This window comes from Arenimonas oryziterrae DSM 21050 = YC6267 (assembly GCF_000420545.1).
Lineage (GTDB): Bacteria > Pseudomonadota > Gammaproteobacteria > Xanthomonadales > Xanthomonadaceae > Arenimonas > Arenimonas oryziterrae.
The window spans coordinates 26,466-47,403 of sequence record NZ_ATVD01000004.1 but is presented as its reverse complement, the minus strand read 5'-3'; the positions used below and the strand labels follow the sequence as shown (position 1 = coordinate 47,403).

Below are 20,938 nucleotides of genomic sequence, written 5' to 3'. Positions count from 1 at the left end.
TGCTTTCTCCGGGGAGGACTAGGGTCGATGCGTGTGCGTGTTTCCTTCAACCGCCGTGGGCGCGGTCGCAGGGGTTTCGTCGGCGTGGGAATGCGCGGCGCTGGAAGAGTTATTTTCGGCCGGAGTCGCCGTCAACGGTAACTGTCCGGCATGGGAAGGTTGGTTGTCATTGTGCTGGTGCTCAGGAATGCCGCTGTCGTGACCGTCATGACCGTGTTCGGTCGACTCGTGGTGGTGCTGCGAGTGGGCCGCAGCCCCCGGCGCTCCGTGCGTGTGGCCACCGCTTCGTTCCACGGCTTCGTGATAGTCCTCGGGCGACAGTCGCGGAAGCGTGCGCAGGAATGCGACCAAGCCCCAGATCGAACGATCGTCCATGCTTTTTCCCCAGGCCGGCATGCCCGAAGCCTTGATGCCGTGTTTGATGATCCAGAACGCGCGTTCGGGCGCGACGTGATCTCCGATGGCGACGAGCGAGGGCGGCTGCGGATACAGGCCACGATGCAGTTCACTGTCTGTCTGGCCTGGTTTCAGGTGACAGCCCACGCACATCGCGTTGTAGTTCCCCGCGCCGATGCGCAGAGTCTCGGCGTTGCCCAGGTCGGGAATCGCCGACTTGTCCGTGCGCACCTCGACGCCGCGCTCGCGCAAGGTTTGCAGCAGCCAATAGACGATGCGGGAGTGCTGCTCGTCAGCGGCGGGGTTGTAGGCGCCAAAACCCAGGGCGGCGATTCCAACGATGCCCGCCGTCAGCACAAAGAACACGAGAATCCTGATGGTTTTCATGGTCGAACTCCGGTGTCCTAACGTTGGCGCCGCGGCGGCTGGCCGAAGCCGGGATCACTGCTGACGCGTCGCGCCACCGTACCGGCCGGGTTCTGATACCAGTCCGAATGCGCGCCGCTTTCCCGCACTTTCAGCACCGTGAACATGCCGCCCATTTCCAGTTTCCCGAACGGCCCGCTTCCCATCATCATCGGCAAGGTGTTGGGCGGGCCGGGCATGTGGCCGGCGTCGGTGTGATCCTGATGCTCGGCCATTCCGTTTTCGCCCATCGCCATGTATCCGGGCAGCATCTGACGAATCTTTTCTTCGACGCCACGCTGGTTGACGCCCACCGTATTGGGCAGTTCATGACCCATCGCATTCATCGTGTGGTGCGACATGTGGCAGTGGAACGCCCAGTCGCCGGGCGTGGCGACGAATTCGATGTCGCGGGTCTGGCCGACGCCGACAATTTCCGTGACTTCCGGTCGCCACAATCCTTTCGGCCAGCGCCCGCCATCCGAGCCGGTCACCTGGAAAACATGACCGTGGAGATGCATCGGGTGGTTCCACATCGACAGATTGCCCAGGCGGATGCGCACGCGCTCACCCGCCACGGCCGTGAGCGAGTCGATGGCCGGGAATACTTTCGAGTTCATCGTCCAGAGGTCGAAATCCTGCAGGATCGACGGATCCGGCCGGTACGTCCCCGGATGCAGGGCCCAGTTGTGCAGTAGGATCGCATAGTCGCGATCGATGGCCTCGGCTTCGCCGTCCTTGGGGTGGATGATGAACATTCCCATCATGCCCAGGGCCAGTTGCGTCATCTCGTCGGCGTGCGGGTGATACATGTGCGTGCCGTGCTGGCGCAAGGTGAATTCGTAGGCATAGGTTTCGCCGGGCTGGATGTGCGGCTGCGACAGGCCGCCGACGCCGTCCATGCCACTGGGCAACAACAGGCCATGCCAATGCACGGAGGTATGTTCCTTGAGGCGGTTGGTGACATAGATGCGCACCCGGTCGCCCTCTGTGGCTTCGATGGTCGGACCGGGCGTCGAGCCGTTGTAGCCCCAGACCTTGGCCGTGGTTCCCGGCGCGAACTCGTGCTCGAATTCCTCGGCGACCAGATGGAATTCCTTGACGCCGTTGTTCATGCGGTGTGGCAGGGTCCAGCCATTGGGTGTGACAACGCGCCCGCGCGCGCCAGGCGTTGAAGGACGGGCGGCCGCGGGCGGCGGCATGTTGCGCATGTCGTGTCCTTCGTGCTGCGCGCGAGCCACATTGGCGACGGCCGTTGCAAGCAGGCCGGCGCCCGTACCGATCAGCAGGTTTCGTCGGGTGACGGTCATGGCGTGTCTCCGTGATTGTGATCATGCGAAGCGGATTCGGGCTTTTTCTCCGGAGCGGCGGGGGCGGGCGGTGGCGCCGCGGGAGGGTCCGGCGGTGACTCGGGACGATCGGGCTCGTCCATGCCGGAGAGTCCGCCCCCGGTATGGTCCATGCCCTCCATGCCGGCATCATCGTGCTCACTGTGATCCGTCGACGGCATGCCCGACATGTCGTGCGCGCCATGGTCCATGCCCTGCATGCCGTCGCCTTTCGGCGTCAGGATGTCCTGCACCTGCGGCGCGTCGGCCGTGGCACCGGCTGCGCTGGGCAGTTGCGCGCCGACGGCGCGCGTCAATTCCACGCGCGCCAGCCAGTAGTCGCGGATCGATTCGAGGTAGCTCTGGTAGGCGTCGTACTCGCGCGTCTTCGCCTGGATCAGCTCGAACGCGCCGATCAACATGAAGTTCTGTTGTTGCTGGCTGCGCGCCACGACCGTCTCCCGCTGCGGAATGAGGGAATCGCGATGTACCTGGACGATTTTCCGCAGCACGCGCACGCGCTCCGCCTGCAGCCGCACCGCGTTGTCCGCCTCCAGTTGCCGTTGCGCGAGTTCGCTCCTGGCCTGGAGCAACAACGCCTCCGCGCGGGCGACCTTGCCCTGGCCTTGATTGAAGACCGGCAATTCCAATGCGACCTCGGGACCTCGAAGGCGCAGACCATCGGAATCCGATTCCCGCGTGTAGCCGATCTCGGCGCCGCCCAGCCAGCGCCATCGATGACTTACGCGTGCGGCATCTTCGAGGACGCGGACTTGTTGCCTGGCCGCCAGCAGGTCGAGCCGCTGCGATTGCCCCAGGCTCTGCAACTGGGACACATCGTCTTCGCTCGTCACCGGCATAGGCAGTCGATCCACGACCTGCCATGCAGCCTGCTCGCCGCTGAGTCCTATCTTCTGATTGAGGTCCAGCCGTGCCAGTAGTGCTTCCGAACTCGCGCGGCCGGCAGCGATGCGTGCCTCGCTCGCTGCGGCCTGCTCTTGCCGGAGCTGCAGTTCGCTGATGTTGCCGGCGTCGTAGAAGCGCTGTGCCAATTCCGCGGACACAGCCATGCCATCAGCCACGGCCTTGCGCATGTCAGCCACTTGCTGCGCCCCGACATAGGTGTACCAGGCCCCATCCACATCGAGGGACAGCGTGTGCAGACTGGCGGCGATGTCGAATTTCGCGCGTTGGTAGTCCGCTTTCGCCAGGCGACCCCGCGCGGGCAGCAACAGCAGGTCCGCCAAGGGAAGGAAAAGGCCCCGGGTAATCTGCGGAGAGAGGCCGTCGCCTGGACGCAATCGACCGTAACTGAATCGGGGGTTGGCCAGGCGCGTAGCGTCGAGCACGTCGGAACGGGCGATGCCGAGCCGCGCGTACTCGATTTGCAGGCGCGGACTGTTGAGCACGGCAAAGTGCTGCGCGCGAGGCAGCGTCAGCGGCTCGGCGGTGACGTTTTCCGTGGCCTCGGACAGATTTGACGGAACCGTCGCGACGGGCGGGTTCCTTGCCAGCAACAAGGCATCAATCTCATCGGTCGAAACTTGTCGCGGCACGGTGGCGCAGCCCGCCAACGCGAGAAGTACGGCCAGCGCCAGGGGCGCTCGGCGAATGACAGCAATCATGGATTCTCTCCAAACCAGACCGCCGGAACGGGCCGGCAATCAATCACGAGATGGTTTGCCGCAGCGCGGCGGGCGACCGGAGGGCCGCCGGAGACTCAGGCGATGGGAGGTCGCAGCAGGAGGCCGATCGGGGCAGACGGCAGGACCGGCGGTGCGAATCGGGCCGCGGCCGTGCGCGGTGCCGCCAAGGCCGGGGGAATGCTCAGAACAGCAACCAGCGACGCCATATGCGCGCAGGCGCAGCCACAGCTCGGACCGTCGCAACAAGTATCCGGCAACGGTGTCTTTTCAGCCGAGGCGGTCGCGTCCTGATCGGCGGGACTGGAGGCTGGTGCATGATGGCAAGAGGCCATCGGTGCCGGAGAGTCCTGCGCGGTAGCAAGCCTCGGGCCTTGGGATGCCGCAAGCAGGCTCATTCCCGACCCATTGAGGATCAGGGCCAGGACGAGCAGCAGACGCAGCGGCAGGGGCAGGGTTTTCACGTCGTTCCAGTTTACGCCGGTAATCCGGAGAGCGGAATCAGGGTCGGCGAAGCGCGAAGCTTTCCCAGATCGCGACCAGCGACAGGATACCGGTCGTCAGCCCACCCAGTTGCAACGCGGAAAACGCATGCCCCGACGCGGGCACGACCAGCAGGCCCAGCATCAGCAAGCTGGCCATGTGCGACAAGGGCGGGCCACGGCGATCATTGGTCACCCATTTGAAGCACATCACGCCGAACAGGAATAACGCCGGGCCGCCCAAGATCGCGGTGACGGCTGCCGCATCGGCATGGTCGGGATGCGCGAGTACCAACTCGTCGGCGACGGCGCAGACGATGATGCCCGCCACGATGAAGGTATGCAGATAGGTGTAGGCCAGGCGACCTTGCCGACCCGGATCGTCGGAATGCTCGATGCGGTGGTGCGCGCGTTCGGCCCCGGTGTCGAAATAGATCCACCACATCGCGATGCTGCCGAACACGGCGGCGAGCAGGGCCAGGAGGGCGTCCGCGGTCCAGGCCTGCTCCGCAAAGGTTGCGCCGGTCACCAGCAGCGACTCGCCCAACGCGATGATGATGAACAGGCCGCAGCGCTCGGCCAGATGGCTGCCGTCGATGCTCCAGTCGGCCGTGCTCGAACGGCCCAGACCCGGCACCCAGAAATAGGCATAGGGCGAAACGATTTCGATCGCGAGCGCGATCGCCCACCAGGCCAGACGAAATTCTTCCTCCGCCAGTCCACCGGCGATCCAGAACACGCCCGAGAACGCCAGCCAGATCAGGATGCGCAGGAAATTGCGTCGCAGGTTCAGCGGCTCGGTGCGGATCGCCCAGAGAAAGAAGGCCGTGCGCCCGACCTGCATCGAGACATAGGCGACGGCGAAAACCAGCCCGGTCTTGTCGAACGCATGCGGAATGGCTGCGGCCATGAACAGGGCCGCGAGCATCAGCACGAACAGGCAGATCCGCACGGGGAAACGATCGGGATCTAGCCAGTTCGTGACCCAGGACGTAAAGATCCAGATCCACCAGACCGCGACGAGCAGCAACGAGGTTTTCATCGCGCTGCCGGCCGTCAGGTCGGCGAGCAGGGTGTGCGAAAGCTGGGTGACCGCGAACACAAACACCAGATCGAAAAACAGTTCGACCATGCCGACGCGGCTGCTGTCGTGATGGCCGCGCTGGCGCAGCAGGGTGTTAGTTGTCATTGCCGGTCTTTCCCGCGCGTGTCGTCGTCTGCGTCGCATCGTGCCGGATTGGGGTGGTCGCTGACAACGCGCGGCGGGCCCCCGGCATCCCGCGGCGGGTTCGGGCTCTGTCAGAGCCGGAGAGCAAGGGTCGAAAAGCAAAGGTCAGAGTAGGATTCCCAGAATCGGAAAGCAGGGGTCAGAGTGAAGTTCCAAGAACTACGAAAATAGGGGGCAGAGTATGATTTCGTGCTTTGATGGAGATGTCGGAAATTTGTCAGGTTCCAGTTTCAGCATTTGAAGCCCATCAAGGCCCGCCTGCGTTGGCGGCCTTCGTTTCTCTAGGGGAAAATGTACTCTGACCCCTGTTCTTGAGGGGAAAATGTACTCTGACCCCTGTTCTTGGTGCGCGTCGATCCATCAGAGGCGGTGCGATCCCAGGACATTCTCACCGTCGTCGGCGAACACTTCGAGATCGTAGCGCTCAATCCTTGCGGCGGCTCAATCCTGCAGTTCGCCCTGCACGGCATCTGCGGCAACTTCCGCGAGGATGACGCCGATTCGATGCGGGTGCTGGCCATGCTGTTCGACATCGAGGATGCGCTGCTCGCCGCCCATGCCCTGGGCAGCGATTTCGTCGTGGTTGCGGCGCGGCCGAAGCCGCAGCGATAGCTCACATCGGCGTCTGCAACAGCGGAGCGCGGTAGTCGGTGGACGTCACGGTGCCGACGGTGATCAGCCGCTCCATGACCGTTTTGTAGAACGCGCTCTTGAAATTGTGGATCGGGTCCGAGAAGGCGAAGCTCGCATCGACGATGTGGATGGTGTCGAGACTGAGCATGACCTCGACCATGTCCGGGCGCTTCTTGCCGACGGTACCGAGGAAGAAGCCCGACATATCGCCCTGTTTGGACGAATACTTGAATTCGTTCCAGCGCTTTTTGAAACCGGGATCGACATTGCTTTCGCAGGCGTTGTAAGCCGCGGTCAGGCCGGGGTCTTTCTGGGCGAGCATCTCCTCGATGAAGTCCTTCGCGCTCCAGCTCAGGATCGCATCGTGGATCGTGTGCCCGGTCTTGCCCTTCATCGCGGCTTTCGACAGCTTTGAGGCGACCTTGTTGAAGTCCTGCGTCGGATCGGACATGAGGAAGTCCGTCTTGTTCTCGCGGCCCAGCCAGTCCATGCGTGCTTCGCCGGTAACGACGGCTTCCAGCCAGGACGACTCGTTCTTGTAGCGTTCGCGGATCTGGGCATCGGTCAGCTCCAGCTTCGCAATTTTTTTGCCGATCTGCTTGTGATTGCGCAGGAAGTCCACGCCGACATCGGTCAGGTCGCCGGTGCCGGTCTGCATCGCGTGCGAGGCCGGGGTGGTTGCGCCGGACACGGTCTTGCCGGTCCCGCCCACGGTTCCGCCGCCGGTGTCAGCAGGCTTGGGTTTGGGCGTGGCGCCGCCGGCGTTGTCGGCCGGCTTTGCCGCCGGGGTGGCGGTGTCCGAACCATCGGCGGGCTTGTTCGCCGGCGTAGCGGTGCCGGTTTCGGCCGGTTTGGCCGCGGGCGGACCGAAGTCGCCGCGCTGGTCCGCGCCGATCGAACGCAGATACGCCTCGATGTCGCGGATCATCGCGTCGTAGACCGGCGAGTCCTTCGGCACCGCGATCGTGCGCTCGCCCCAGTACGCGCGGTAGTGACCGTCGTGGGCGAAGCGGACCGTCTGCGGCGGACTGCCATCAGGTTGATGAATGCGCACGTAGAAGGGTTCGGGATTGCCTGGGTCGATGCCGTATTCCGTGCGTCCGCGCCCGACGCCCGGAATGTCGAACTCGATGAACTCCCGGACCATCACGCCTTCGGACACGAAGCGCATCATCAGGCCGCGGAAGTCCTGTGGCGCCGGCATGCGGAAGGTCAGCACATTGCCTTCGTTCGGATGGAAGTGCACGAGCGCGTCCCAGCCGAGTCCCGCCGGCGCATGCACACCGGTTTCGCTGCCGACCATGACGCAGAACTCGCCGGTTTCCGGGTTGTGGTAGATCGCCACTTCGCGTCCGCCGGCGGATGCGAGCGCCTTGTTGTAGGCGGCGTACGCGGCATCGGCGGTGGTGAGGCCGCGCTGGAATTCGCCAGCCTTCGTAGTCGTCTTTGCGGTCTTTGCGGCCTCCGCCGTTTGTGCCGGTGGCAAGGAGCGATCGACGCCGGTGCCGAGCTTGTCGAACAGGTGTTCCGGCGACGCTTTCGGCGCCGCCGGCGTCGTGTCCGTGGTCGTAGGTACTGTGGGCTTCGTCGCGGGTTTCGGAGCGGGCAAGTTGCCGTCGCCGGGAGGAGCGCCCGCGCCCGCCATGCTGCGGTCGCCGGCGGCCGGCGGTGGCGGCTTCGTCGCTGTCGGTGGCAGGTCTTCCTTGGGGACAGCGTGGAAACCTGGCTCGTCCATGGCCGTCTGCAGCTTGGGATCCGTCGCCGAGGCACCGGTGCGCTTGGATTGATACCGCGCATGCATCACCGCGCCACCGGCCTGGATGCCGATCTGCAGCATCGCGCCACCCAATATTTCCATGAGGCGCGCCGCGCGTTCGTGCTCGGGCACGCCGCTGAGCGCGTCAAGCTGCATCGCCAGACCGGCCCCCATCATTAGTATGCCGGCGCCGTCGGCGCCTATTCCCATCACCATCAACACCTTGCCCAGACGCACGCATCGCAGCGGCGTCGCGGCTTGCGCCAAACCAAGCACGCCACCAACGATGTTGACCACGTCCATGGCGGCGGCGAAGTCCAGTCGCAGCCGGTTTTCGTCGTAGCGCTCGTACAGGCGGTATGCCGATGGAATCGCACCGATCGCGCCGATCGGCAGCAGCAGATACAGGCTGGCACCTGCGGTGAAGGGGGCTGCCACGATCGCGGCCAGGGACGCGACCATGCTCACGCTCTCGAGCGATTCCATGAAGATGCGGCCGCCGCCGGCATCGATGCGTACGACTTCGGTGCTGCCGTCGATGTTCACGGCAACGCGTCCGCGACCGTAGTCGCTGCTGGACTCCAGCAGCTTCTTCAGGCCCTTCTTGATTGCATCCCTACGCGGACTCGAGGCATTGAGGTCGCCTTCGCCCAAGGCTTCGCCGCCGTCCTTGGTGGTGAGGTCAGACATGAAAACCTGGTAGACGCCATCGCCTTCGCCCCGGTCGTACATCTCGATCGACAGCTGCATGCTGTGACCCAGATCGGAAACGAAGCTGACATTGGGCGCGAAACGCATGCCACGTTCGCCCTTGGTGCGCTTCTGGTGCGTGTCGAGGGTGGCAGCGGCATCGTCGCTCGCATCGCGAAGCTTCGCGGCCAGTCGCTCGTCGTCCACGCTGTTGACGCTGTCGCCGCCGTCGCCGCCGGCCTGGGCCAGTTCCTGTTGCAGCGAACGCAGCTTGAAGGTCTTTGACTCGCTGTCAGGCTCGGCCTGGGCCGCAATAATTTCGCTACGCACGCGGATGCGTGTTTCGATCTTCGCGATCTGGCTGTCGAGGTCGGCCTTGCGCTGGACCAGCGCGTCCTCCGGGGTGAGCAGCATTGCCTGCAGGTCCTTGATCTCCTGACGCAAGGCCTCGGAATTCTCCGGAGGTATCGGGCTGCTGAACATCGCCTGGATCTCGGCGATGCGCAGGCGGGCATTGAACTGGATGCTGGTCGCGTCATTGACCTGGCCGATCGCCATTTCATCCGGATTGCGTGCCACGATCGGCAGGAACGCAACGCTGGGCAGGCGGACGATTTCTTCGTCGCCGTCGAGCATGGGCAGGGCACGGCAGCGAACGATGTACATGCCCGAGTTCGGGAAAACGTAACGGGTGACGTAACGCGGCTCGGTGATCTTCTCAAGCACGCTGTGGATGACGGTGCCGACGGTGCGCAGGGCATTGTTGGCCTCGACCAGATCGCGTGCCGAGACGCCGAAGTCGATGCCACCCAACAGCCCGCGCACGCGCTCCAGGTCGGCGGCGTTGTAGCGGCGGGTACGCGCAAGCCGCGTATCCAGTACTTTGCCGAAGCTCGGCTTTTCGCCGGCGGCCATCGTCAGGTCCGGTGCATTGGTCAGCGAGCTGTCGGGTACGCGGATAAATTCGAACTGGTAGCTGTAGCTCGCCCAGGCGTCGGTCCAGTGCTCCCACTGCAGACTCATGGTGAACGCATGGTCGGTTTCCAAGGCGGCGTCGTAAAGCGGTGGCATGACCTGGGGCGTACTGCTGAGGATGGCGCCCCAGGGCGGGGTGTTGGCCAGCGCCGGTTTGGCAAGGATCTTTTCATCCTTGCCGCCGCTGCTGCGTGCGCGCACGTAGAAGCGGCCGAAACGTCCCATCAGCTGCACGCGCGCCTCGTGGCCGGCGTCGCCTTCATTGCCGGCCTCGGCCATGAGCTTGGGCTGGGTGCGCATGAAGCGCAGAAAGTCGGCGACCTTCGTCTGCGAGACGGTTTCGGGGGCTTCGGTCAGCACCGTGCCGGGCGACAGGCTGACGTTGAACATCAGCGCGTATGCGACGCTGCAGCCTTCGCGGTCGCGCGTCACCAGGATGTCCTTGCTGGGCTTGTTGATCTCGCTCGCCAGGGCGACATCCTGGCGGACCGTATCGACGATGAAGCTGCCTGGCAGAATCGCTTCTTCGAGCGCAACCGACGCGTCGGACTCCGCTGCATCATTTCCCGCTTCCCGGGCCGCTCGAAACGCCGCGAGCAAGGTGCCCTGCTGGGCAACCTCGCGACGGAATATCCATTCGGTATACCAGGCCGGAAGATCGCCCTTGATCTGCTGCCAGGCGGCGTTGGTGTAACCGGCGTTGCGCAGCAATTCTTTCTGCGGCTCCGTCAGCGTGTTGGCCAACTTCATGCGGTTGAGGATCAGCAGGATCTGCACGGTCGCGCCGAGATCGACGTTGACGACATGCGGCGTCTCGCCGGCCTTGACCTGGCTGTCCTTGCTCAGGTGTCCCGATGAGGTCGTGGAGGTCTGATCGAGCGCTGCGATGACATCGTTTTCGAGTCCCGGCTTGTACTGCTCGCCGACGAGACGTCGCAGGATCATCGCCATGATCTGTGGGCGGGACAGGCCCTGTTGCAGGGTGAAGCCCGGAAACTCGAAATGCAGTCCGTCCAGCGACACGGTCATCGATACGCTGCCCTGCGTTTCCTGACCGTTGCCATCGCGCTGGATGATCGGCGTCGCGCTGGGCTGAAGACTGTGCGTGAGTTCGTGCGCGAGCAGGCGATGTCCGGCTGGCGTGCCGGGCGCATAGCGGCCGGCGCCCATGACGATGTGGCGACCGAAGGAATAGGCGTTCGCCGACAACGCCTGCGCGGAGCGCGCGGCCGTGGCATCGGTGTGCACGCGCACTTCGCTGAAGTCCGGGCCTTCGCCGCCGGGATCGTCAGGGGGCGGGGAGCCCGCGCCGGCGATCGCCGCAGCGAACTGGCTTGCTTGTTGTTCGGACGCATCGTCGGGGTCGCTGACGGCGATGTCCTGACCCGAGGCCAGCGGCGGCGTCGAACGCGTCACCGGCGCGGGCATCGCAACCTGCGAAAACTGTCGGCGCAGGGTGGTTTGTGTCGCCGCGTCGAGCGCGTGGCCGGGCGAAGCGAGCGTCTCGCGCACGCTGTCGGGCAGAGCAACGGTGGCGGCATCGGTGGATGCGCTCGCCAGCGGCGTCGTCGGCGCCGAACAACGCGGACAGCCGCCGCCACAGGCGCAGGCACTGCGCTCGGAATCGGGCTCGCTCTCCTGCGGCGCAGGCGCGGGTTCGACGCGTTTGGCCGCGGGTGGCGGCGGCCGCTTCTGCTTGCGCGCCGGCGTGTTCACTGGCGGGGGCCCTCGGCCGTGGCGATCGCGCGGACCATGCTCAATCTCCGTAGTAAATATTGTCAGCCGCCTCGTAGGCGTGGCTGCTGTTGTCGGCGTCAGTCTCGGGCCGGTATTTCCTGGCCTGGTTGTGCTCACGAATGAAGGCATCGCGGCTGATGCCCCGGCGCGCGGCGCTCTCCTGGTGTTTCCAGAACTCGAAGCCGGGCTTGTGTCCCATCACCCAGTCGTCGCCGAATTGCAGTTCGGCGCCACCGGGGCTGCGCACCTTGCCGTCCGGGCTGCTCGCGACGGCGTCGTCCCAGACCTTTTGCCGTAGGCCCGCGTCGTAGTCGGTGGGTCGCGCATAGGTCTTGGCATTGAGCGCGGCGGTGTAGCGATCGCGCAACTTCGCCTTCCAGGCAATCTCGTTGCCACGGGAAGCGATCTGCTCGTTGAGCTCGACGACCTTGGCCCACGCGGCTTTCGCTTTCGCCTCCAGCGCGCCGCGCTGGGGATCGTTCTTCGCCGTGGCATCGAGTTTTTCGCGCGCGATGCGTGCCTTTTCCGCCGCAGCGGCTTTTTTCTTGGTGAGCTTGGCGATATCCGCATAGTCATCGGCGATGCTCTTCTTGATGCGCTCGAGACCGTCCTTGACGCCGCGCTGCGGATCTTCCGGTGGCGGTTTGGCCCGGGTGTTTCTGGTTTTGGTGTTCTTCTTCGTGGGCTCGTCTTTGTCAGACGGTTTGGGTTGGTCCGGGTCTTTCGCGCGACGTTTGCGCGTGCGCGGCTTGCCGGCATCGGGCACATCGGTGTCCGGCGTTGTCGGTGTCTTGTCCGGCGGAGTCTTGGGTGTCTGAGGTTGCGGCTCGCCCGGCACGGTTTCCGGCGGCATCGGATCGGGAACGGTATCGGGTACGCCAGGACGCGCCGGCGTCTGATCGGGAGCGACCGGCACCGGTTCCTGCGGCGGAAGATCGGGCGCGGCCGGCGTGGGGGCAGGCGGATGCGTATCGGGCAGACGTTCCGGCGGTGGAACGGCGGGATCGCCGGGCTTGATCCGTGGCACGGTGGTCGGCGGTTCGACCGGCACGACGTCGGGAGCGACGGGCGGCGTGTTCGGAACCACGTCCGGTGTCGTCGGAACCACGTCCGGCGCGACCGGCGGTGTCGGTGCGATGTCCGGTGCGACCGGCGGTTTGGTCGGCACGGTTTCCGGTGCGATGGGTGCGGGTTCCACCGTCGTGGGTGCTCCCGGCTTTCCGCCGCCGCGGAAACTACCGCGCGCTCCCCAGAGCAGGGCGAAGAAGTTGATGCCGCCCAGCGTGCCGCGTTCGGCGCGTTCGCCATCGGTAAGTTTTCTGCCCGTCCCTGCATCCCGCCCGGTATAGGCCTCCTGCATCCCGGTGATGCCCACCGCATCGGCCAAGGAACGCAGGAAGGTCGCGCCGGGTCGTCCCTGGTATTCCTTCTGGCTGGAGCGCGCGCGTACCGCGGTGTAGATGCCCCAGATCAGCAGCGCCGTGCCGGCGATCGCCAGCGCGGCAGTGGCTGTCAGCACGACGCCGGTCGCGAGAAAGTAGATGCCGGCGACGACCAGGGCCACGCCCATCAGGATGGTCAGGCCCATGGCGAGCACCCCCAGTGCGCGCAACAGGCCGTCGTACCAGTGGTCCTCTTCCTTTTCTTTCTTTTCCTCGGGCGCCGGTTTCACCGGCTGGGCGACATCGACGTCTTCATCGGTCTTGCGCGCCGAGGGATCGTAAACTTCCACTTCCTCCGGTGTTTCCACCGTTTCCGGCTGCGGCGTCTTCTTCACCGGCGGCTTCGGCGCGGTCGTCGCGGGTGGCAACGCGTCCGGTTGCGGTTGATAGCCGGGGATCAGTTTTTCCAGCGCGGTGACGCGCTCTTTCGGGGTGGCGGACAGATCGAACAGCGGATGCTTGGCCATCTGTGCCGCATAGCTGCCGGCTTTCGACGGTTTGGGTCTGACGGGCACGAAAGAGGTGGTCGGTTTTTCAAAACGCACGGTGGTTTCAGGATCGCTGACCTCGTAGGCCTTGGCCTTGGTCAGTTGCGAGGCCTGCTTGCCCTTCGCCGAATCGCTGAGGCGGGCGTGGTCACGGGCATGCAGGGAGCCTTCGTACTTGCCGTGCAGATTGAAGGTGGTGTGCCGGTCGACGATCAGGGCGTAGGGCTTCGTCGCCTCTTTGTCGTCGGTCTTTTGTTCGACGAGGATGAAATAGGTTTCGGTGGTGAGGCTGCTGTCCTTGTACTTTTCCGTCTTCACCGTGCGGTTGAAGCTCGAATCGATGTAGCGATCGGACCGCACGAAATCGCCGATGATCGAGCGCACGTAGCGTTCGCGGAGCATCTTCTGCTGTTGCTCCTGCAACGCGTCGACGACGCTGGCGAGCAGGTCGGCCGCGCTGGTTTCGCGCTTGCCCCGCGGTCGGCGCTGGACCTGCGGCGACGCATTCTGTTGCTGCCCCACGTGGCTCAGCTCGTGCGCGAGCAGATGCTGGCCCGATCCGGTCGACGGCGCGTATTGTCCGGGCGCGAACACGATGTGGTTGCCGACCGTGTACGCGTCGGCATCGACGTCCTGCGCCGAGCGTCCGGCGTTCGCACCGGTGTGCACACGCACCGGCGACAGATCGCGCCCCATTTTTTTCGAGAAGCCGGCATTGAGATCGGCAGGCAGCGGACTGCCAGATTCGCCCAAGGTGCTGTGCACGCTCGCCGGCGCGATGTTGTCCGAGGGCGCCGGCGAAGACGCTGTGGACGGTTTCTTTTCGATCGGCGCGTTTTCTGCCGCTCCCGCGGAACGCGTCAGCAGGCGATCAGCCGCCTGATCGGCCTCGCGCTCCGGCGCGCCTTGCGCATCGGCTATCGTCAACGCGGGCGGACCATTCGAGGCCGCACAGCGCGGGCAGCTGGCGCCGCAGGCACAGGCCCCAGGGCTCGGTGTCGCCGTCTGCTCGCGGTCGGGCGCGGGCGTGGCTTCGGCCGGACGAGATCGGGCTTCCTTCGGTGCGGGAAGCGGGCCCGGGGCGACGACACGATCAAGACTCAAAGCCGACTCCCGGGTTCAGAGGATGCAGACGCGTCGCCGTGCCGCTAGCGATCGATGTCGCAAGGAAATTCCTGGTAGGTCACGGTCGGTCGGATGAACCCGTCGACGAATTCGGCCACCGCGCGATTGTTGAAGATCCAGATAAGCGGATAGCCGCAGCGCTCGGCGACCAGCAGCTGGTTTTCCGACTGGGTGACGAAACGCGCGATAGTGGCTTCGCGCATCAGATAGGTCGACGGCGAGGTGTTGAGCAGGAAGCCGTAGCCGGTCTTGATCTCGTACAGCGTCCTGCCACCGCTCAGGGCATCGAACTCGACGTAGTCGCCTTCCGGCGTTTCCAGTGCCCATTCGCGACTCGTACCGCTCACCGCGGTCGCGAAGGCATCGTGACAGTCGTTGCCGCCGCGTTGTCCGACGGCCATGCCGCGACAACGACCGGGCGTTTCTTCGTCTTCGCTGTCGGGGTCCGGACGCCGAGGCGCAGGAATCGGACGTGGCAATCGGTCGGGCAGGGTGCCTTCGCCCCGTTCCGGCGGGCGCGAAATGCGCGGTACCGTGGGCGCGGTCGGTGCACGGCTGACCGGTGGCGACACCGGCGTTTCCGGAATCGCCGGTGTCTCCGGCACAACGGGACCCACGGGCGTTTCCGGGATGGTGGGGCCGGTCGGAGCGTCGGGAAGGGTCGGCCCGGTTGGAGCCTCAGGAAGTCGCGGACCGACCGGGGGCTCCGGTACGACGGGACCGCGCGGCGGCTCGGGAACCCGCGGGCCGCGCGGCGATTCCGGAGCGGTGGGACCTCGCGCCGTTTCCGGCGGACCTCGCGATGGCGCTGTGTCGACCAGGGGTCCGCGCAGTGACGTGCCCGGGCCGCCGCGCGCGAACCGGAACACCGTCGCGACTTCCGGCACGGCTGCGGCGGGCACGCGCACGATCACGCCTTCGGCCGTGACCATTTCCATCGCCAGCGCCGGTGGCGGCGTGGTCGGCGGCGACGGCGTGCCGCGACCACCACGCAGACCGCGCGCCAGCAGCAGGATCACCAACTGGATGCCGCCTCGTGCCACGGCACGCGCGAGCGCGCGCCCTGCCGTCTGCAAGTCGGCATCCGTGGTCGCATTCATGGCATCGAAGTACGCGAACAGGTCGCGGACGATGTCGAACAGAATGCGGCCCATGAAGAAGAACGCGACGGTGAGCGAGGCCAGGGCGATGCCGTCCGCAACCCAGCCGATCGGCGTCAGTTGCGCGGCGATATAAGCGGCGACAAACGCGGCCATGATCGCCAGCGATGTCGGCGTCAGCAGGTTGCGCAACTCCTGCGCAGCCTCCTCACCGACGACATCCAGCGCATAGAGCAGGGCGCGCCACAGTTTCTGGGCGTTGGACAGGCCGGCAACGCCATCGCCCGCGGGTGCAGCGGGTGCGGTGGTCGTCGCGGTCGGCGGAACGGGGGCCGCCGAGGTGACTTCCTCGATGAGGCGCACCACGCGATTGTCCGCTGCGGGATCCAGCGCGATGGCCGCCTGGCGTATTTCTCCCCGGGCGTCGTCGCTCAGCGCGGAAATCGCGGCGCGGGCGTCGGCGTCGCCCATCTCCATCAGCGCACGGGCGGCGCCGTCCCAGTTGCGCTCGGAGACCGAGGCGTTGAAGCGCACGCCGAGTTCTGTCGCATCGCGCAGAACAACACCGTCACCCGCTTGCTGCACGACATGGGTCAACTCATGCGCGAGCAGGCGTCTTCCGTCGCTTGATTGCGGTGCGTAGCGCCCGGCGGCGAACACGATGTCGTTGCCGACGGTATAGGCCTCGGCGTTGAGGTCATCGGCCGATTTCTGCGCGGTGGCATGGGTATGGACGCGCACTGCGGAAAAATCGCGGCCAAAACGATGTTGCATGTCGCCGAGCACGGGCGCGGCCATCGGCGCGCCGCCACTGGCGAGGGCCGGTGCCACGCTGTCCGTCGGCAAAGCGGGCGAGGACGTTACGGCGCCAGAACCTTGCGCGTGGCGTTGTATCCGTGGCGGCGCGGAAGCGATTGCGGTCGGGCCGGGTCCAGCGAGCACCTGCTCGGCGACTCGATCTGCCTCCTGTTCCAGGGGATCGTCGACGCGACCAAGACGGAGCTTGGCCTGGATCCGTCGCGTTGGCGTGCGTGCTGGGGCCGCGTCCTGTTTGTCGCGACAACGCGGACAACCCCCGCCGCAGGCACAGCCACCGGGTGCCGGAGCGATGAACTCCGGTTCCGGGGTTTCTTGCTCGGATTGGGAAGGCCGGGGCTCGCGCGCGGCATCGCGTTGCGCGGGCTTGGCCACCGCCACATTCATTTTTTTCCTTTGCCTGGAGTCTTCTTCGCGGGGGCAGCGGGTTTCGCTTTCGCCTTGTCGCCGGTGGTCGCCGCAGGCTTGGCGCTCGCTGCGGTGGCCGGTGCAGCGTCGGCCGGTTTCGCGGCCTTGCGCAGGAACTCCTTGTAGTCGCCAGCATTCGCACGCTCGCCATCGCCGATGACGTATTCGCGATACGCACTGCCGGCATTGACGATGAGCGGCGCGTCGTCCTGATGCATCAGTGCACCGGCACCATCGAGAATTTCGACGCGCGCGAGAACGTCCTTGCCATCACCCGCCGTCGCAGCGCGCGCTTCGGCTTTCGCGCCCGCGCCATCGCGAGCGCCTGCATTGACGGTCGCGAGCAATTCGGCAAGGCGCCCGGAGAGATTCACGGTCGATTCGGGCACGTGCGTCTTCGTGCCCCGCGAGCCGTCGCCCAACCGGATGCGGAAATAGCCGTCCTTACCGGTTTTTCCGCTCAGTGCCTTGCCATCGCTTCCATTGCGACCGGTCACGCGCACGGTCAGGCCAGACAGGGGCTGCAGTTCGGTGTCGGAAACGAAACCGTGGAAGATCTGATCGCTGTCGGTCATTGCGACCAGCGCACGTTCCACGCGCGCCTGTCCCAGTTGCGCCGTCGCGCGCAGGGCGTCGGCCTGGGCGATCGACGCCTTGAGGGCATCGATGCGCGGATCTTTGGGCGCTTCCTTGCCCGAGCCGCGCAGGCGTTCGAGCTCGCGCTCCTGCGACGCGATGAACGCATCGGGCAGCACGCTCATGACGGCGAACAATTCGACCGCGGTCGCGAACGCCGACTGCTTGGCGGCCTCCATCGGGCCCTCGGCGATCTGGCGGCGAATGCTGTCGGCGCTGCCGTCCTCTGCGAAGAACTGCGGCAGGCCGTTTTTGCTGGAGTGGGTTGCCATGATCGTATCCTTGCGCGGAGAGGGAAATCAGCGACCGCTTTCGCAATCGCCAGGGCAGAAGGCCCGGACGAGGGCGAGGTTGTCGCGGAACACGAGCAGTCCCAGCGGCGAGCTGGCGTGCATGCAATGCGTGGACTGGTTGTCGGTCGTCGTGTTCATGCCACCGATCGACATCGACGAGGAGAACGCACGCATCCAGGTCTCGGACAGTCGGTTGTCCGCCTCGCGCACGCTGCCCGCGGCGAGCAGGGCCTGAGTGAAAAAGAACACGTTCGTGCTGCTGACTTCGCACTGGTTGTCGGTGAAACCGACGTCATCGAGCGAGAACGCGAGGATGGAGCTGATGGCGACGCCGATCGGCTGATCGATGACATCCAGCGTCACCTGGTTTTCCGTCATCAGCAGTTTGCCGGTCGCCCAACGCGCGGATAGCGGCGGCCACAGGGAGGGCGGCTTTTCCGGATTGATCAGGCCGAGCATCTTGGCGTACAGGCAATACTTGGCGTTGTCCTTGCCGTCGCCGAGCAGTCCGAACGCCTGCAGGATGATTACCAGCAGCAGTCCCAGCGTCCATTCGTTGCTGATGCCGAGGTTGCCGGTGAGCACGGTGGTCGCGACCAGGTCCAGGCCGCGTCCCGTCGCGCCTTGGCTCACCAGGCGATTGCGCGCGACGGTTACCGGACCCAAGGCGAAAAAGGTCAGCGCGCGTCCGAGCGGTGCAACGATGAGATTGTCGCGAATGGCGGCCGTGCTGGCACCTTCGCGCGCACGACTCCGGCGCAGCATCGAGCTCGCGGCTTCGCCATAGCGGGCGTCGACGGTCGACGTGCCGTATTTCGTTCCGACCGGATGTTCGATCTGCGGCAGCAGGATCCACACATGTACGCCACCCCGGATGCCGGGCTGCGCATCCGCGACAGGCTGAGCGTCCTTGGGTCCGTTGTCGGTGATTCGGTTGTCGTCCAGCTGCAGGCCCTGCACGAAGATCGCGAATACGCCGCAGGTCGGCAACAGGTGGCTGAGGCCGTTGAACGCGATTTCGTTGCGCAGGATGCGCAGGTCGCTGACCTTGGCCAAGGCAATGCCGCCGTAGCCCACGAACATCTGCATGGCCTTGTCGATCTTGGCGAGCTCGCGACGGAGGCAGCGCACGATCAGGTTGTCGTGGATGTGCAGTCCGTGCACACCGATCATGTCGCCACCGCGGACCAGGTCGAAGAAGCGCACGACGCCGATTCCGTTGATACCCATGTCGCTGATGCGATTGCCGCCGATTTCGATGTCGTACAGATCGCCCGAGGAGACGAAGCGAGGACGGCCGTCGGCGGGATCGCCACCGTCGGTGGTGTCGACGGGCCGGCAAGGCGTGCAGGGGTCGTCGGTGCCCGGGATATCGGGCGTGTCGTCCTTGTCGTCGCCGTCGACCGGCTGCAGGCTGCCCAGGGTGATGCCGTTCCAGATGCCGCCGCGAATGATGTTGTCGAGAATGCGCACGCGATCGGAGCCACCGCCGATCTGGATGCCACCCCGCGTGGCGTGACCGCGGTTGATCGGCGCCGGCGGGGTGGCGACGCCCGAGGGTGCGAGGGCATCGCCGAGGGGCGGCGGAATTTCCGAAGCCGGCACATGACCATCGCGCGGCAGCACCTCGATGGTATTGCCTTCGATGAGTACGTCGTCGCCGCGGCTGTAGATCGCCTGCCACAGGGTCTGCAGGTCGCGCATCTGCACCAGGCAGCGGCGCACGCCGATCTGTCGCGCGTTGCCGATCTGTACGGCGCTGCGCGGTCCCGATTCGATCGCCATGTCTTCGAGCACGATGCCGGTGGAATCGGTGATCAGGAAAGCGGGCAGGGCCCCGCCGTTGGCATCGACGATCGCACGCACGCGCGTACGCGGACCGCAGCCGTGGATGCGCACATCGACACGGCGATCGATGACGATGCTTTCGTTGTACGTGCCGCCGAGCACGCAGACCGTGCCGCCGGTCGCGGGCAGGGAATTCAAGGCCGCCTGGATCGAGGTGAACTGGCCGAAGCTATGCAGCCCGTCGCCGACCGTCACCGTGCAGCAGCCGCGGATGCGTGCGAGGGGCAGGAAAGGATGGCGGCAGTCGTGGATTTCGCCCGCGGCCGCCGTCACGGTGACGGTCGGCGTACCGGTCCATTCCAGAATCCCGAGCGAGGCGCGGTGGTAGTGCACGCCCTGGGGCGGTGCCTGGGTCGGCCACACCGAGGGGTCGAAAGCGACACCGGCGGCGCGTGCCGGGAAGGTCCAGTAGTCGCCGGGGCGATAGTTGCTGTTGTCGGCGGCGGGGGCATCGAAATCCAGCAGAATGCCGTCGGGCAGGGGATTGCTCGCCAGGAAATCCGAGACGCGCTCGATGCCGTTCCACAGGCGGAAGAAGCCAGTGGTTCCGGCCGGCCACGTGCCATTGATCGCGGTCAGAGCCAAGGTGTCGTTCGCGGGCAAACTCGCGCTCGCGGTCAGCACGACGCGCCAGTGACCGACGACCGGATCGAAGGCCAGGGCTTCGAGATAGTAGCTGTCGAGCCGGCATTGATTGATCATCTGCGCGTTCGCGGTGATCGCGACGGTGCCTGTCGTCGCCGTAGCCAGAGTCAGCGCACCGCGCCCGACCAGACCGCCATTGAACTGCGACCATTTGAAACGCGCCTGGCTACCGGCCGGCTCGGCGATTTCGATGCGATACAGCGCGTGTTCGAAACCGGTGTAGCCACCGCTGTCCGGCACCGGGCAGGGTCCGGCGATGACGAGTGTCGGTGCCGGCGTGACGGTGAGTGTTCCCTTGGCAGCGAAGTCGTCGTCGATCGGCAGGCCGGTGCAGCCCTGACCGTCGGCGAGACGGAACAGCTTCAGCGCCATGTTCGTCTTGACGCGTTCGGTGGTGTCGGGCCCACCGAGGGCCGGTTCGAGCAGGCGCAGAGGATCCTGGAACGCGTTGAAGTCCTCGTCCCACACTTCCAGGATCACCGCGTCGCGCGTACCGGCGACGATCGAGGCCGTCGTGGTCGGCGTCTGGAACGGCGGCGTCAGATAGTCGGCCCGCAAGGCGGTGGTGCCGTCGTATCGGATATGCACGCCATCGACCCAGGCGCGGCCGGTCGCCATGCGCACGGATACCTCGGTGGCGGTGGCGGTGGCCTCTATCAGCTTGAGACCGTCGGGCGCGGCCATCGGTACGGCGACGAGGCCGCCACCGATGACGTCCTGTCCGACCGTTTCGCGCCACAACGCCTGGATCTGCTCGGCGGCATTCCAGTCCTGGTCGAGCAGCACGCGGCCCTGCTGGTGCAGAACGCCGGTGAAGTTGTCGGCCGGGGAGAGTCCCCACTTCGAGAAATCGCCTTTCATGGT

At 65.6% G+C, this 20,938-nt stretch carries 11 protein-coding genes; 1 reads left to right on the top strand and 10 read right to left on the bottom strand.

From position 1 onward, the window contains the following. Window positions 1–18 precede the first annotated feature (18 nt). The 5 genes from G467_RS0111075 to G467_RS0111060 form a co-directional block, all read right to left on the bottom strand. Window positions 19–783, bottom strand: a complete 765-nt coding sequence (locus tag G467_RS0111075; protein ID WP_022969809.1) for a c-type cytochrome — start codon at window positions 781–783, stop codon at window positions 19–21. Window positions 784–800: 17 nt separating this feature from the next. Further along, window positions 801–2,111, bottom strand: coding sequence for a multicopper oxidase family protein (locus tag G467_RS0111070; protein WP_022969808.1), 1,311 nt, complete (start codon window positions 2,109–2,111; stop codon window positions 801–803). Then, entirely contained in the window at window positions 2,108–3,754 is a 1,647-nt protein-coding gene (locus G467_RS0111065) for a TolC family protein (RefSeq protein ID WP_022969807.1), read from the bottom strand. The genes G467_RS0111070 and G467_RS0111065 overlap by 4 nt, the downstream gene beginning before the upstream one ends. A 95-nt stretch (window positions 3,755–3,849) precedes the next feature. Then, a complete protein-coding gene (locus G467_RS18510) occupies window positions 3,850–4,236 on the bottom strand; it encodes a CopL family metal-binding regulatory protein (protein ID WP_155844879.1) in 387 nt (128 codons plus the stop codon). 37 nt (window positions 4,237–4,273) lie between these two features. Continuing rightward, window positions 4,274–5,443: a low temperature requirement protein A gene (locus G467_RS0111060; protein ID WP_022969806.1), complete on the bottom strand. Its 1,170-nt coding sequence runs from the start codon at window positions 5,441–5,443 to the stop codon at window positions 4,274–4,276. Window positions 5,444–5,824: 381 nt separating this feature from the next. Here G467_RS0111060 and G467_RS0111055 point away from each other — a divergent pair, with 381 nt between their 5' ends. Next, on the top strand, window positions 5,825–6,094 hold the full coding sequence (locus G467_RS0111055) for a hypothetical protein (RefSeq protein ID WP_022969805.1): 270 nt from the start codon (window positions 5,825–5,827) through the stop codon (window positions 6,092–6,094). 1 nt (window position 6,095) lies between these two features. On the opposite strand, the gene G467_RS0111050 is transcribed toward G467_RS0111055, so the two are convergent. The 5 genes from G467_RS0111050 to G467_RS0111025 all read right to left on the bottom strand — a co-directional run bounded on the left by G467_RS0111050 (window position 6,096) and on the right by G467_RS0111025 (window position 20,935). Continuing rightward, window positions 6,096–11,252 carry an eCIS core domain-containing protein gene (locus G467_RS0111050; RefSeq protein ID WP_022969804.1) on the bottom strand — a complete coding sequence of 1,719 codons (5,157 nt, stop codon included), beginning with the start codon at window positions 11,250–11,252 and terminating at the stop codon, window positions 6,096–6,098. Window positions 11,253–11,292: 40 nt separating this feature from the next. Then, window positions 11,293–14,130 (bottom strand): eCIS core domain-containing protein, encoded by a 2,838-nt coding sequence (locus G467_RS17580; protein WP_022969803.1) that lies wholly within the window; start codon window positions 14,128–14,130, stop codon window positions 11,293–11,295. Window positions 14,131–14,351: 221 nt separating this feature from the next. Continuing rightward, window positions 14,352–16,259, bottom strand: coding sequence for an eCIS core domain-containing protein (locus tag G467_RS17575; protein ID WP_211214063.1), 1,908 nt, complete (start codon window positions 16,257–16,259; stop codon window positions 14,352–14,354). Between the two features lie 368 nt (window positions 16,260–16,627). Continuing rightward, a complete protein-coding gene (locus tag G467_RS0111030; protein ID WP_022969801.1) occupies window positions 16,628–17,560 on the bottom strand; it encodes a hypothetical protein in 933 nt (310 codons plus the stop codon). A 27-nt stretch (window positions 17,561–17,587) separates the two neighbouring features. Continuing rightward, window positions 17,588–20,935 carry a DUF6519 domain-containing protein gene (locus G467_RS0111025; RefSeq protein ID WP_022969800.1) on the bottom strand — a complete coding sequence of 1,116 codons (3,348 nt, stop codon included), beginning with the start codon at window positions 20,933–20,935 and terminating at the stop codon, window positions 17,588–17,590. Window positions 20,936–20,938: the final 3 nt, after the last annotated feature.